Annotated in this window: 13 protein-coding genes and 1 pseudogene; 2 read left to right on the top strand and 12 right to left on the bottom strand. The window is 44.1% G+C overall.

The genetic code is table 11. From position 1 onward, the window contains the following. The 9 genes from AC1DSE_RS21905 to AC1DSE_RS21945 all read right to left on the bottom strand — a co-directional run. The coding region (locus tag AC1DSE_RS21905) for a helix-turn-helix transcriptional regulator (protein ID WP_477528183.1) at nt 1-810 on the bottom strand (810 nt) is incomplete at its 3' end. Between the two features lie 89 nt (nt 811-899). After that, nucleotides 900-1,523, bottom strand: a complete 624-nt coding sequence (locus AC1DSE_RS21910; RefSeq protein ID WP_477509203.1) for a hypothetical protein — start codon at nt 1,521-1,523, stop codon at nt 900-902. 178 nt (nt 1,524-1,701) lie between these two features. Then, nucleotides 1,702-3,393: a S41 family peptidase gene (locus AC1DSE_RS21915; protein ID WP_477509204.1), complete on the bottom strand. Its 1,692-nt coding sequence runs from the start codon at nt 3,391-3,393 to the stop codon at nt 1,702-1,704. A gap of 73 nt (nt 3,394-3,466) precedes the next feature. Next, nucleotides 3,467-4,858 carry a sensor histidine kinase gene (locus AC1DSE_RS21920; protein ID WP_477509205.1) on the bottom strand — a complete coding sequence of 464 codons (1,392 nt, stop codon included), beginning with the start codon at nt 4,856-4,858 and terminating at the stop codon, nt 3,467-3,469. Beyond that, on the bottom strand, nt 4,855-5,535 hold the full coding sequence (locus AC1DSE_RS21925) for a response regulator transcription factor (protein ID WP_477509206.1): 681 nt from the start codon (nt 5,533-5,535) through the stop codon (nt 4,855-4,857). The genes AC1DSE_RS21920 and AC1DSE_RS21925 overlap by 4 nt, the downstream gene beginning before the upstream one ends. Before the next feature lie 273 nt (nt 5,536-5,808). Further along, nucleotides 5,809-6,855 carry an LLM class flavin-dependent oxidoreductase gene (locus AC1DSE_RS21930; RefSeq protein ID WP_477509328.1) on the bottom strand — a complete coding sequence of 349 codons (1,047 nt, stop codon included), beginning with the start codon at nt 6,853-6,855 and terminating at the stop codon, nt 5,809-5,811. Nucleotides 6,856-7,081: 226 nt separating this feature from the next. After that, complete coding sequence (locus AC1DSE_RS21935) at nt 7,082-7,930, bottom strand: formylglycine-generating enzyme family protein (protein WP_477509207.1); 849 nt, start codon at nt 7,928-7,930, stop codon at nt 7,082-7,084. Nucleotides 7,931-8,226: 296 nt separating this feature from the next. Continuing rightward, complete coding sequence (locus AC1DSE_RS21940) at nt 8,227-8,865, bottom strand: glycoside hydrolase family 11 protein (protein ID WP_477509208.1); 639 nt, start codon at nt 8,863-8,865, stop codon at nt 8,227-8,229. 500 nt (nt 8,866-9,365) lie between these two features. Next, entirely contained in the window at nt 9,366-10,295 is a 930-nt protein-coding gene (locus AC1DSE_RS21945) for a nucleoside hydrolase (protein WP_477509209.1), read from the bottom strand. A 141-nt stretch (nt 10,296-10,436) separates the two neighbouring features. On the opposite strand from AC1DSE_RS21945, the pseudogene AC1DSE_RS21950 reads away from it, so the two are divergent. Together AC1DSE_RS21950 and AC1DSE_RS21955 are read left to right on the top strand one after the other, a co-directional pair. Next, nucleotides 10,437-10,616 (top strand): annotated as a pseudogene (locus tag AC1DSE_RS21950) (AraC family ligand binding domain-containing protein); the annotation flags it as partial. Nucleotides 10,617-10,741: 125 nt separating this feature from the next. Then, the gene (locus AC1DSE_RS21955) at nt 10,742-11,008 is read left to right on the top strand and encodes a helix-turn-helix transcriptional regulator (RefSeq protein WP_477528185.1); all 267 of its coding nucleotides are present in this window, start codon (nt 10,742-10,744) and stop codon (nt 11,006-11,008) included. A gap of 21 nt (nt 11,009-11,029) precedes the next feature. Here the strand turns inward: AC1DSE_RS21955 and AC1DSE_RS21960 are convergent, their stop codons facing one another. The 3 genes from AC1DSE_RS21960 to AC1DSE_RS21970 all read right to left on the bottom strand — a co-directional run. Further along, a complete protein-coding gene (locus AC1DSE_RS21960) occupies nt 11,030-11,599 on the bottom strand; it encodes an SF0329 family protein (RefSeq protein WP_477509211.1) in 570 nt (189 codons plus the stop codon). A gap of 148 nt (nt 11,600-11,747) precedes the next feature. Further along, nucleotides 11,748-12,662, bottom strand: a complete 915-nt coding sequence (locus AC1DSE_RS21965; RefSeq protein ID WP_477509212.1) for a metallophosphoesterase family protein — start codon at nt 12,660-12,662, stop codon at nt 11,748-11,750. Next, nucleotides 12,655-13,840 (bottom strand): alpha-L-fucosidase (locus AC1DSE_RS21970; protein ID WP_477528184.1); only part of this gene is annotated, 1,186 nt, incomplete at its 5' end. The genes AC1DSE_RS21965 and AC1DSE_RS21970, both read right to left, overlap by 8 nt.

Below are 13,840 nucleotides of genomic sequence, written 5' to 3' on the forward strand. Positions count from 1 at the left end.
TTGATTTGATGACCGCTCTTTCAGATGGTGCCCCAAAAACCAATGCAAGCATAAGTCATCCAATGCCTCTGACCTGCCTCGGATAATTAAAGAAATTAATCCGTCCTTGCCCACTAAATCAGGTAACAGATTTTGCATAAAAAATTCTCGAGCCGAAAAAGCTTCGGAACGCTTAAATAGGATTTGAGTACGCTTGATTTGTAGAATCCGATCTGCCCGAAAGCTGCGGATCTCATTCCTTAAGTGGCAAAATGCAACAGTATACCATTTATTGTTCCAGTAAACCATTCCATAGGGATCTATCACCCTATTCTTGGGTTGTTCTTCATGGCTTGTGAGATAATCAATTTCTACAGAGAATTCGTTTGCTACAGCCTGCTCCAATTCCGCCAATACCGGCTGAATAGAAGGATCTCCCATGCGGTTAATAACTTCAAATCCGGCTAAATGACGGCTAAGTATTCTTTCCTGCTCCTGATTCGAATACATTTTCAATTTTGAAGTCGCATTGCTTAATGCCTCACTCAAAGGGTATCCGGCTTCTTTTGCAAAAACAGCAGCTTGAAGTAGTGCCTTTTTTTCTTCAATATCAAATAGCAGAGGTGCTCTGATAAAATTATTCAGCAAGCTATACCCGCCATTATGACCTGTGTCGGATATTATAGGCACTCCACTGGCACATAGTGCATCAATATACCGATAAACTGTTCGTATATTTATTTCTAGCTTTTCTGATATTTGTTTTGCAGTCATTTTCACGCCAGAATTCAGCATCCATAGAATGGCCAGCATATTATCGTTTTTTGGCATAACTTGTATCCTCGCCTTTTATTAAACCTCATTATTTTATAAATATATCGGAACTCTATCAACTGTCACATCTTACATAAAGGGTAGAATCAACTCAATTTCTTAATCAGTTTCTCCACTCGCTTTCGTTTTGTGTCCTTTTCAATATCACCCAGTCGTGAGGAAAGCGTCTTTATGAAAAGGCTTTTGTTTTTATCGTTAACGATGGATATTGCATTCTCCGCATACATTGGAAGCTGATTGGTCGGACATTTCTTAAGCTGTTCGATGAGTAATGTGAATGCATGATCCGCATATGGTTTGATCGAACAAAGTTTAATTAGAATATTTACCCCATGATCTTTGGTGATTACCGAACCTTTGTAGGTAATATCAACAATTTTTTCAAGGGATAAATAAATGACTTCCGGATTTTCAAGAGTTATCGCATTTAGTGCTGTCATAGCCCCCCAAACAAGTCGATTGTTTCCATGATCAAGTAATGTTACGAACTCTTTACTGTATTCAGCAATTAAAGACGGCTTGAGATCTCCAATTTCATATAGAACTTTAATGCAATCGCTTTGGATGTTCTTGTCATTGTTATGCAAGTTATCAACAAGTTCTATTACAGCTCCTTTATCATCTCGATCGGCAATATATTTCGCCAGCTCCTGGTTAGGACCTTCGTCTTTGCGGTTAAGTGACGATGCTAATTTGTCGATTATGGTCATCTGTTTTTCTCCTTCACAATTCTGGCATCTCATTTTTATTATTGGTAGAATCACTTGACTCTCTATTGAACTTGTATCTTATCATTATCTCACTTTGCTGCTCTGAAATACTACTTCCTTATGAGTGAGATACGGCTCTCCACATGTGTCGTTGATGAACTCGCTCTCAGGTAGCCGACTAGCCATTGAAAGAAGCTAATGCATAATTTAATTCCACGTCCTGCCCATCGATATATTTCATCTTAAACGTTTGTTCGTTCATCGGAACCGTGAAATCGGGAGTCGCTCCGCCAAATCCGCGTTCATCGCTATCGCCTTGAATCGTTTTGTCTTGATTAAGAGATCGGCCATCCGGGAACCGCATGATATATCCTCCCGGCATTTTCATTTCTATAGGAGCGGACACGACTCCGAACGAACCGTTCGTGGACGCAAAGCCGATAATCTTGACATTTTGCATTCCTTTTAAGAACAAAGGCAATCCTTCCCCTGAGCTCGCGGTGTTCGAATTAATGAGGACGGCGATTTTCCCTGGAAAGTAAATCCGCGAAGGACGAATGGTTCTGGTTTCAGCGCGGTTGATTTCAAAACGTCCCGTATTTGGATTATAGTAACTGACGTATTCATAGATCTTCTTCTCGTTCACAAAATGTCCTGCCATTTGGGCAACAAGATCGTCGTCTCCGCCCGGATTATCCCGCAAATCGATGATGATTCCCTTTACGCGTTTCTCTTGAAACTCTTTTAATTGGTCTTCCAGCGCTTGCGCGGGATCGGATTGTGTCGTTCCGGGAAGAAAATATCTGATCTTCACGTACCCGTATTCCTCCCGAAGGATCTCGCCTTCTACGGGAGGATCTTCTTTTTTTAGCTTAATTTTCGTTTTCTTCAAGGTCTCGTATTGATCGTCGTAGGCTGTAAGCGTCGCAGTCTTGCTCGCTTCATCATCCCGATTCCGAAATTCGACTTGAATTTCTTTGCCGATTGGAGCTCTTGCCAAGTAACGCCCTTGATTTTGAATCCGATCGCCTTCGGTTGCCGACGGGTTCTCGCTCCAGGACGTTTGGTCCAATGCTTCCCGAACGTTTTTCCCGTCCCACGAAATGATTTCGGCTCCGAGCTTGATTCCGCTTTTGTCAGCCGGGCTGTCAGCTAACAGTAAGCTAACCAATACTTTGCCGTTATCCAATTGAACCGCGCTAATTCCAACTCCGCCGCCGACTTCATTTTCAAACGTGTTATTATCGTCGTACAGATGTTCATTCACGATTTCAATATGGCCGTCGCGGAAAGAAAAGAGGTAATCCCTTAAAGTTTTATAGTAGAGATTCGGATCATGGTTGATTTCCGCTTGGAGGAATAGAGGCTCGTATTTCTTTTTCTTTGCCTCCCAATCGATTTTTTTCCAGTCTCCGAAAGGGTATTCGGCGGACAACCTTTCGTTCATCGAGATAAAAGCTTTGGAATAGCTCTTATGGCTTAAATCGCTCACCGGATTGTAACGAACTTCTCCCGCAACGGTTAATGCCAATAGCGTAGGAAGGGTACCAAGGACGCAAACGATAACCATGACAAAGCGAAATTTCGAAGACATCGGCTTAATGGCCGGTTTAAAGACTCTTCTCGCAGTACTTAAGAATAGGATGGCCGTAGAGGAGTAAATCAGCAGAGCCAGTATAGAGGTATCGCCATTCATAAGGCTAATAACCGCAATGATTACACCTGCGCTCGGTATAAAATCCAACCAGCGGTTATTTTTGAGAATGGGCCAAGCATACCTCAGCAAGACGAACAAGTTTAGCGCACATAAAATCATTTCCCAGACAGTCAACCATTTTAATGAATCGATAACATCTTGAATAAAGCTCATCGTTTCAATTCCTCCGATCAGTTATATGTGAATCGAACTGAGTGTATTGGAGAAATATGAACGGAGCGTGAACTTATTTGCAAATGGCGGAATCGTTATGCAAGGCAGCGGGAAGCGTCACGGTAAACGTCGTGCCCAGTCCGACGGTGCTCTTCACCTCTATGCTTCCGCGATGGAGAGCAACGATTTTGTGGGAGATGGCAAGACCGAGACCATTGCCGCTTCTGTCTTGGGCCCGCGACTTGTCCGCTTTGTAGAAGCGCTCGAAAATAGAGCTTAAATCGTCCGGCGCAATGCCGATCCCGGAATCGCTTATCGCAACGGCAATCTCATGAGGATGAGGCCGGCTGATCGCGATGAGAACTTGACCGGCGCGGGGCGTGAACTTGATGGCATTCCCGAGCAAATTCAACCAAACTTGATTGAGTTGATCCCGGTCGGCCGTTATTTCGGTGCCGGCTCCCGAAGGGGACTCTATGTCGACACGAATGCTTTTGGCCGACCACTGGGGCTCGCACGCGACGATTACTCGTCGAATTTGCTCATCTAGTTTATACGATTCCATCTCGAACGGATGATGATCCGATTCGAGGGAAGCGAGCTTCAGCAGATTATCGCTGAGTCTGGATAATCTGTCGCTCTCGGTAACGATTATATCCAAGTATTGGACGCGATCGTCCTCCGCAATAACCAGATTGCCATCTTTCAGCGCCTTCGCGAATCCGGAGATGGAAGTTAACGGAGATTGGATTTCATGGGACACGTTTGATACGAAATCCTGTCGCATCCGCTCCAATTGCTTGATTTCCCGAGCCATGTCGTTAATGCTCCGCGAGAGAGTTCCAAGCTCGTCTCCGCGATTGATTTTCAACTCAACCTCAAAGTCCCCTTTCGCCAACCGCTTAGTCGCATCCGTCATCGCTTGAAGAGGCTTCACCAGGTATCTGCCGGCAATGAGAATGCACAAGCTTCCGATCGCAAGCATGAGGAACAGAATAGTGAATAATAATCGGAAGATCGTAATTTCGTTCTTGGAAGAGCTCTGCAAAATTAAAGCATAATGTTTTCCATCGGAAGAAAACGGAAGGCCGACGAACGTACCGTTATCTTTTCCATGCGAACGGTACGGTTCTCCGCGCAGTACCATGCGAACCGATTCAGAATTAATCGCTTCGACCTTCTTGCCCTTGGTCGGCACATAGGAATTCATCCCGCCATTGCCGTCGTAAAGCTGCAACGTATAGGAAACCAATTCAGCCATATCATTCATGAACTCATCCAAATCCGGAGGATTCGTTTGCTCGTACACGCGTATTATACGATCGCCGGCCGCGATCATATCGTTTTTACCCGTAGCGTTCAGATCATTCTGGAATAGAGCAAGGGCGAGAAGAAGGGATGAGACCAAGCTGATGACGATGGCGGCCAGAAAAGTCAGCACGACGCGAACGTATAACGATTTCATCCCGGATTCACCGCCAGACGATAGCCAACGCTGCGTGCCGTTTCAATGCGAAAATGGCGGACGTCCCCGGCAAAGCGTTCCCGAAGCCGCTTGATATGTACATCGACGGTTCGGTCGTCGCCTTCGTAATCCATGCCCCAAATCTGAGTGATCAGCTGCTCTCTTGTAAAAATCTGGCCCGGGTGGCCGGCAAGCATGAACAGCAGCTCGAATTCTTTTAGCGGCAATGCTAATTCCTCTTCTCCCCGCATGACCTTATACGTTTTCCGATTCAGCACGATTTCGCCCAACGGTATGACCTGGGACGAGGCAATACGGGATCGCTTCAGTAACGCTTTAACCCGCATCACAAGCTCAACCGGATCAAACGGCTTCGTCATATAATCGTCGGTCCCGAGCTGGAATCCTTTTATCTTTTGACCCGATTCGCCCTTGGCCGTTACCATTAGAAGCGGAATGTCGGGATCGCTTTTCCGAATTTCTCTGCACAAATCCCATCCGTCCATATGCGGCATCATAATGTCGAGGATGACCAGATCGATTCTCGAACCTTTGACGATAGCATGCGCATCGATGCCGTTGTCCGCCTCGGTCAGATTGAATCCTTCATTCTTCAAATAAAGGCGCATCAAGGCGCGAATGTTAGGATCATCGTCCACGATAAGAATATTGACCATATAAACAATCCTCCACTTGGAAAACAATAGCCTTACGTTTGAATGTTGAACGCTGCAATCCCCAACTTATATTTACTGGACGGACCACGCGGTAGCTTTCGTACACAATCAGAAGCACAATATAAAAAGCAGCCAAAACGAATACAATACGGCTGCTTTAAAAGTATAACATCTTCTGATTGTCTGGAGCTTTAAAACTCAATTTTCCGGTAAAAAAATGAACCAAGCATTGTGACATCACAACGATTGGTTCATCACCATCAAACACGATTTCTATGATTGCGGACTATTCCATACTGTACTAGGTACCTCTCGACGCAGCACAGGTACAACCTCGGTAGCAAATCGTTCAATTTGCTCACGTTGCTCCATTTCTGACAAGCCATCTACACTGATGCTGACCACTTGGTGCCCGTAAGCTTCATGATAGTTTAAAATCTTCTCGATCACTTTATCAGCGCTGCCGATCAAGGCAGGCCCATTTTGTACATTGTCCTCGAGGTCTTTGAAAGGCGAGTTGTTGTGCTGCGATGCAGCCGTTGCATGGAAAGCATCGTAATAGGGCCTATATCGTTTTACTGCTTCCTCTGTGGTGTTCGCCAGATATAAGCTTCCAAATCCCGAGCCAACCATTGCTTTTTGAGGATCATGGCCGTAATGGGCCAATCTCTCGCGATAATGATCGATTAATGCTTTATATTTAGCCTGTGGGTGAAACGTATTGGAGGAAAAAATCGGTTCACCATATTTCGCAGCCAATTCGGTCGACAGCGTACTAGATGCGCTTCCATGCCAGACCGGAATTGAATGTTGAAAGGGTCTTGGTTGTGTAGTCACATTATCAAGCGGTGAACGGTAGCGCCCCTGCCAGGTTACGTTCTCTTCATGCCACAAGCGCTTCAGGAGTGCATACCGCTCTGCAAGGGATTCCCATTGTTCGTCTTCGGTAATTCCAAAAAGCGGATAGTGGCGCGGGTCGTTTCCTTTGCCAATAATCATCTCGAGTCGACCTCCCGAGAGATGATCCAGTGTGGCATAGTCCTCTGCAACACGCACTGGGTCGAGAATGCTTAAAACGGTGACCGTTGTTAGCAAACGAATCTTTACGGTTCTGGCAGCAATTGCGGTCAGGACTACTGGTGGCGAAGATGAGATAAATGGTGCTCCATGCCGCTCTCCAATTCCATAAGCATCAAAGCCAAGTTCTTCAGCAAGGACAGCCTGTTTAAGTACGTTCTCAAATTTCTGGTGGGTGGTCAATGTTTCCCCGCTTACAGCATTCGGTATGTTCATCATTAGGCTAAACAAAGCAAATTTCAAGATTTGCACTCTCCTCTCTAAGCCAGACTCAATCGCTAATACGTTCATTTCAAACCTACCCTTTGTGAACATAAAAAAAAGCATGGATTTAATAATCCATGCTTCCGGTTGTCCAGCCAGCTTGTAATTCCGATGAGTTTAATATGTTTTATATTTTTTAAGTTATCATCGTTACGCAACATTGTCAATTAACGCTTTTTGACCCTTCTTCTTGGGGTTTTATCCTTTATTCGTCACGGCTCACACGAAAACCTTGATCGGGACCCATGCCATTTGCCTCAAAATTGCTCAGATAAGATAACTCGCCAACATCACCAAGCCAGCCCCCGCCCTTCACAACTCGGGTAGAGTTACTATTACTTTCCGAGTCTCCAAACCCGTTCCAGCACCATTCCCTTACATTACCTGACATGTCGTAAAGCCCTAACTCGTTGGGTTTCTTGACACCGATGGATTTTGTTTTGTTATGGTTGCTCTCTACTATAGGCCAGTTCCATTCTCCTGATAAAATTTTATCTCCAGCGTTTTTCCAATACCATGCTACATCATCTGCATTATTGCTTCCGCTGTAGGTGTAACTTTTGCTCTTCTGACCACCACCTGCAGCATATTGCCACTCTGCTTCTGTCGGCAATCGGTAACCATTCGCTCCAGCATTGATCGTTACTGTCCATTTTAGATTATCGTTTTCACTTGTATTTTTCGGATCTTTATTATTCTTGTCTATTGAGTAATACGTTGTTAATCCCTCTTTGATACTCCTTTTATTACAATACTCCACAACGTCATACCAACTCACCATTTCTACCGGCAAATTATCGCCTTTAAATTCTGAGGGATTGCTCCCCATAATCTCAATCCACTCTTTTTGAGTTACCTCATATTTGCCTATATAAAAATTCGATAATGCTACTTTTTCACCATAGTAGTTGGACTTCTTGTTCATAAACGGTCCGCCCTTGACTAAGACAAAGTCATCAGGTATTTTATTCGAAGTTTTATCAGGCTTTTCTTGCGAACAAGCGCTGACAACAACCATTATTGCTATGATAAGAAAAACGATTAGTTTTCTCATTGTTATATCTCCTTTAAACGTTTAGGAAAATTATAGTCCGTGACAGCCTACAATTCTCCTCTGGCAGCACCGAGGACCGTTAAAAACGGCCCTCAATGCGTCCATACTGAAGGATCCAACTGGATGGATTCTAAAAGATAATAGTCAAGTAGCATGTAGGTTCTATCATTTTTTGAAATAGATAGGGCCGCAGGCTGTGAGACCGAGCGACCTTAACATTATCAAAAGATTACACACATTCTCAACACACTAGATTCATCGTGCGCCAATTCATCGCCCTAATTGAAGATGAACTGTTACCAAACGGTTACGTTGGAGCTGCCACTGCTTTGATATCCTTCTGTCGCTAACACCTGGTAGGACCAGCTGCTTCCCAGGTTCATTCCTTTACTCTGCCATGCACTTACGTGGTTGCCAAAAGTGATAGCGACATTGCTGCCTGTCGCTCTCTTAGACTGGCGGACACTCCAGAACTGGGTGAACGTTTTTGTGCCGTCGATGGAAGGTGCATTGACTCGTTGCGTCGTATAAATATCGTATGTTCCTCCATCACTGGACACTGTGCCTTTAAATGTTCCTGTAGGTCTATAAGTGCCCCAGCTATCAACGACGTAATATTCAATGAGTGAGTTTCTTGTCCATCCATAAAGAGTCAAATACCCGTTGCCGGACGGCGCCCAGACGCCGGCATTATAGTTTATTGTTCTAGATGGCGATCCAGTATTCCAGCCTTTACCAACCACAAAATTTCCGGTGTTTGCCCAGCTGACACTGTAATTCCCACCAGATCCATTAGTAGCATTTACTGTTCCGCCACCATCGGTCCAATTTTGCCAGTAGTCTGTCGCTGCACTTGCGGATACTGCAAATAAGCTGGAAATACTCATTGAAGCTGCAATAACTAGCGTAAACACTTTCTTTTTAAACTTAAACATATATTATTACCTCCTAAAATTTAGTGTTTGTTACTGCTTGCCTACACACTACTTGAATATTACCTTTTATAAATCTCTCTCCTTTCATTGTTTGTCGGTTGTTTTTCCTTGCAGTACAGTGCGAAACTTGTCCTGTTTCAAATAACGTGAAATCTGTCCCTCCTATCTAAAGGAATTTTTCTTTCAATACAAGACAATTCATGTCTTGAATAACTAAATTATAGAAAGTAAGCGCATACATTACAACTTAACAAATTATAGATTTGCCCCCACATATTAACTAATATTTCGAAACGCTCAAGGAACCAAGGTCTGCACCCGACCCTCAAATATCGTCAACATTCCCTTTTTAAAGTAAGATCTATCAAAAGAGCCCCTATCATTCCGCTCGGAATAACAGGGGCCCTTCTCTATAACCTAGTAAGCAAATGTGAGATACGGACACTACAAGACCCATATTGAGCTAGCCTTCGACGATTATTCTCGGCTTGGTCATCTTGTTACTCCATTTTGCTTAGAGCAAGCTTGGAAAACAGATCTTGAAATACCGCGTCACGGTCAATATAGCTTGCACAGCGTATCAAATGTCTTGTGCTGTCCGTGCTCCAACGGAAGTCATCCGAAATGATTGGGCTTGGAATAAGCCGCGAAGGAACCCACTTGGGCTGAATCAGCCATGCAATAACCGAGATATCCCATATCACTCTGGAATAGGCGAAATGATCATCCTTGCAGTTTTTGTACGTCTCATAGAGGTACTCTCCAATAACGCCGGAAGGCTTCACATAATCTCTAACCTCCGACAGTGTCGTACGAAGGTTTGAAGCGACTCCCATGCATGGGATAAGGACCAAAGGCACTCCGCAGTTCATTACGGTTCTCGATGCATGAATATCCTGTTCGAGATTAAACTCACGAGTGTCAGGCCAATCCAGTGCATGGCCTCCCAGCCAGACTACAACGATGCGCTCAATGATTCGCGGCTCTATTAGAATGGCACTCGCAATATTCGTAATGGCACCGATACCGACTACATATAATGGATCATTCTTATCGCTTGCCATTGCACGTTCTACCAAATTCAGCGCTGCCTCGCTGCGAATCGGTGAGCTATCAGTTGGTAAATAAGCTTCGGAGCCGCGATAGACGGGGACATCCTCTCGATTCATTAGCTTAAGAATGCGAATGATTTCCTTATAGCTTTTTTCCATCCCGTCATCAGGCCCCGTAGAGAGCTCATTATGAAACGGTGCTGCATATAGAGCCTGAAGCTCTATTTTTTCTGGTGACAATAGCGCATAAATAACCGCAAATTGGTCGTCGATCTCGTTAAAGGTATCCGTATCGAGCACCATTTTAACTCTACTACCCGGAGCCTCCAACTTGCGAACCAACTCATCTACGGGCAATGCCTCGAAATCTAGACCCATATCATCTACCTCCATTTATATAATGAATTGGCTTTTTAGCCATGCTATAATGAATTCATTTTATAAATAATTTAAATAATGTAGTAGCATCATACGGTCGTTCTATATCACGAATTGGCTACGATGACAGGAGAGCTATGGATGGCAGCCTCATTGGACTTCTTTTATCAAGAAACGAGAGCGAAGCATGAGCATATTGCAATGCATCACCATCAGTGTTATGAGCTGGTTTATTACGACTGCGGTCAGGGGACAACTCGAATCGGGGATGCCGAACATTTTTTCAAGGCAGGTGATTATGCGATAATAGCACCCTGCACGCCTCACGATGAACGGCATGGCAAACAATCGAAGGTTATGTTTACGGGATTCACCAGCAACCAGATAGCCGCCATGACATTATCCGATTCGCCCAGGCTTTCATCGATGAGTACTATACGCAGAAAATTGACTTCCAAGCTCTTGCCGACCAATCTGGTTATAGCTATGATCGGTTTCGTCATTTATTCAAAGAGAAGATCAAGTTATCTCCCAGCCAATATATTTTGCAGCGTAGGATCGAGCATGCCAAAGCAATGCTTAGGCATACCCCCTTGCAAATATCGGTTATCGCGATGGAATGCGGCTTCTCGACAGATGCGCAGTTTTGCAGCCTGTTTAAGCGGGAAACGGAGATAACCCCGAAGCAGTATAGAGAGCTCGCCGGTGATTAGAGGTGAATGAGTTACTTATTCTCATAACGTATTAAGCCGTAATTCATAAAAATACTGCACAATGGGATGCTTTAGCTTCATCTTCTCGGCCATGTTTAAAAGCCGCTTTTTGCCAACTCGTCTGTCCACCAAAGCTAAAATATTCAATAAAATATCATTGCTCTCTAGGCTTTCCTCTATAGAAGTGGATAAAAACTTATTAGCGACAACGACAAAATTTGATTTACTTAATGATGATTGTGCTGAAAAAATTTCCTTAGCATATTCGGATAGTTTTCTGCTACTTGCCATTACTTTTAGACGATCCTCTGGAACTTTCCCATTGGTATCTTTTCTCACCGTTTCAATTTCTTCATGGTTGATAGGAATTTCGATAGCTGAATCATTCTTAATTTCCAGCTCCGTCTGATACCATCTAATTAAAGTAGTGCTATCACTCATACTGAGTACGTTCTTTTTATCTACCGCAATATAACATTGACCTGCTTTGTCAGGTAAATAACGATAGCTGGTTGCACGATATTCGAACCTGCCATGTAAAGCAGGAGATAGAAAACTCTCAAGCTGTTGCTTCAATTTGCTCCAGGACATATTTCCTCCTAATTTTTATGTTCTATATTATAGATACCTATTGAGGGATTCGTTGCATGAAAAAACCTCCACCGCTGTGAGTGGAGGCCAACATAACGCTTGCTATCCATTATAACAAATTCTAACGTTTATTGACGGTTTCTAAATATTACCCTATCGAGCGCTGCTGAGCCGATCCATCACTTAATCTCAGCCAAGTATCAAACGTTCTGGATCCCTGTTGCAATTCAATCACTCTTGCACCAATTGGAATATCCGTATCCCATATAATATAGCTTGAAGAGCGTCCATAACAAAGGCGAATGCCATGATGCTCGCCCGAATAATCATTTCCGTGATCATGCCCTGCAAAGGTTCCCATAACATCGCCCATCTCTACCATTGCGGAAAATAAACCGCTGTTGATACGAGGGCAAGAAACCTCTTCTCTCTTTTCGCCATGGCACTCGGACTTATCCCATACCTCTTGATACTCCGGCAGCGGAATATGGAAAAAAGCTAGTGAAGGTATAGGTTGTCCTCCATTTTGATCCGTGAATGCCTGCGATTGTGCCGCATACCAGTCAATTTGATCTCTGCGAATCCAATCGTATCCATGAACGTGAGGAAGGGCAGAGTAACTGCCGCTATCCAAAAAATATAAAGCTGCCGCGAAACGTTCATCACTACCCTGTATTCTCAACACATAATTGCCTACACCGCTGACATGCTCAGCCGTCTGTTCAGCGGCGCAATAGCTATGGCTCAGTTGAATATCCATAAGCTGTTCCCTTGTAATTCCCGCTTCCGAGTCGTGATTGCCGAAAATAGCAACCCATGGGACTTTCATCGCTTCTATAGTGGATACTACATCTCGGAATGACTGCTCTGGATTGCTGCAGCGCAAACTGCCGATGACATCACCTGCAAATACAACAAGATCAGGCTGCTCCGTCTCCATGACGGTTCGCATCATGTCAGCGGTTCGCTCATTTAGGTCAGCGGCATCATCCATATACTCGGTATCAGAAAACTGGACTATTTTGAATGTACCGTCTGTACGAAACTTTAATGCTTTATCCATTCCTAATCTCCCCAACATAATAAAATGATAGCTCCTTAATAGTAGGCTCGCCTTGCGACTTTGTCACGGTTAGAGAGACGCCTCGAACTTTAACAGGCGGAATTCGTACAATCGCCTTATGACCAATGTTTTGTCCCTCATATACCGTTATGGTTCGATGCGATTTTTCTGTCATAATATTGATTTGAAAATTGAGAATATGCTCCCCAGAAGATAAATCCTCTTGAATAACAATATGATCAATCAGATGTGGATGAGCAGGCTCATAAATCCATTCATTCTGGTTGTGATTACATTGCTCCAAGGTCGCGATGGGGCTGTCAAATCTTCTTCGTATTTCTGCACCCATTGCAGTCAGTCGGCATACGTCTTTCGAAGGCAGCAAGCCTTGTCTATCCGGGCCGATATTCAGCAGCAGATTCGCACCGCGCCCTACCGAATAATAGTATAAGCCCATGAGCTGATCCAGACATTTGATCGTATGCTCGTCGCTATCGCTATAAAACCAATTCGCTCTCATCTGCACATCACATTCCGCAGGCAGCCATAGCTTATCCGTCAAAGCTTCCTTTTCCTCGGTCATGATCGAAAACTCAAGCGAATCCACGACATTCCAGCATGGAATCGGCGCAATGCCATCCTCGTTCCCGACCCACCGGAAATCAGGATCTCCCATATTAAAAATTAAAATATTCGGTTGAAGGCGGCGAATTTCTCCGATGATTCGTTTCCAATCATATTCATGATCCTCCGAGCCACAACCGTCAAACCACAAAATATCAATCTCTCCATATTGACCTAGCAGCTCAGTAATTTGATTTACAAAATAATCATCGTAAGCGCTTGCATCCTGGTTGTAGAAATCTGCAGATCCGTCAAAAGGAGAATAATATAAACCAGGCTTTACATCATATTTGCGACAAGCCTCTATAAACTCCCGAACAACATCACCCTGACCATCCTTCCATGGCGATTGTTTCGTAGAGAACGAGCTATACTTCGACGGCCAATTAGAAAACCCATCATGATGCTTAGCCGTAAGTACAGCATAATTCATTCCGGCTTCCTTTGCCGTACGGATCCATTGCTCACAATCCAATTGCTCCGGGTTAAACAACTCGGGGGACATGCCTCTTGGATCAAAATCTACGTACCCTTCATAAAACGTTCTGAGACCA

The sequence above is a fragment of the Paenibacillus sp. 01L418 genome (assembly GCF_056400045.1).

Bases quoted from the DNA above. Each gene is read 5' to 3' on its own strand.
- AC1DSE_RS21960 (WP_477509211.1), bottom strand. From the start codon at position 11,599: ATGTCCTGGAGCAAATTGAAGCAACAGCTTGAGAGTTTTCTATCTCCT.
- AC1DSE_RS21925 (WP_477509206.1), bottom strand. From the start codon at position 5,535: ATGGTCAATATTCTTATCGTGGACGATGATCCTAACATTCGCGCCTTG.
- AC1DSE_RS21945 (WP_477509209.1), bottom strand. From the start codon at position 10,295: ATGGGTCTAGATTTCGAGGCATTGCCCGTAGATGAGTTGGTTCGCAAG.
- AC1DSE_RS21915 (WP_477509204.1), bottom strand. From the start codon at position 3,393: ATGAGCTTTATTCAAGATGTTATCGATTCATTAAAATGGTTGACTGTC.
- AC1DSE_RS21940 (WP_477509208.1), bottom strand. From the start codon at position 8,865: ATGTTTAAGTTTAAAAAGAAAGTGTTTACGCTAGTTATTGCAGCTTCA.
- AC1DSE_RS21935 (WP_477509207.1), bottom strand. From the start codon at position 7,930: ATGAGAAAACTAATCGTTTTTCTTATCATAGCAATAATGGTTGTTGTC.
- AC1DSE_RS21965 (WP_477509212.1), bottom strand. From the start codon at position 12,662: ATGGATAAAGCATTAAAGTTTCGTACAGACGGTACATTCAAAATAGTC.
- AC1DSE_RS21910 (WP_477509203.1), bottom strand. From the start codon at position 1,523: ATGACCATAATCGACAAATTAGCATCGTCACTTAACCGCAAAGACGAA.
- AC1DSE_RS21920 (WP_477509205.1), bottom strand. From the start codon at position 4,858: ATGAAATCGTTATACGTTCGCGTCGTGCTGACTTTTCTGGCCGCCATC.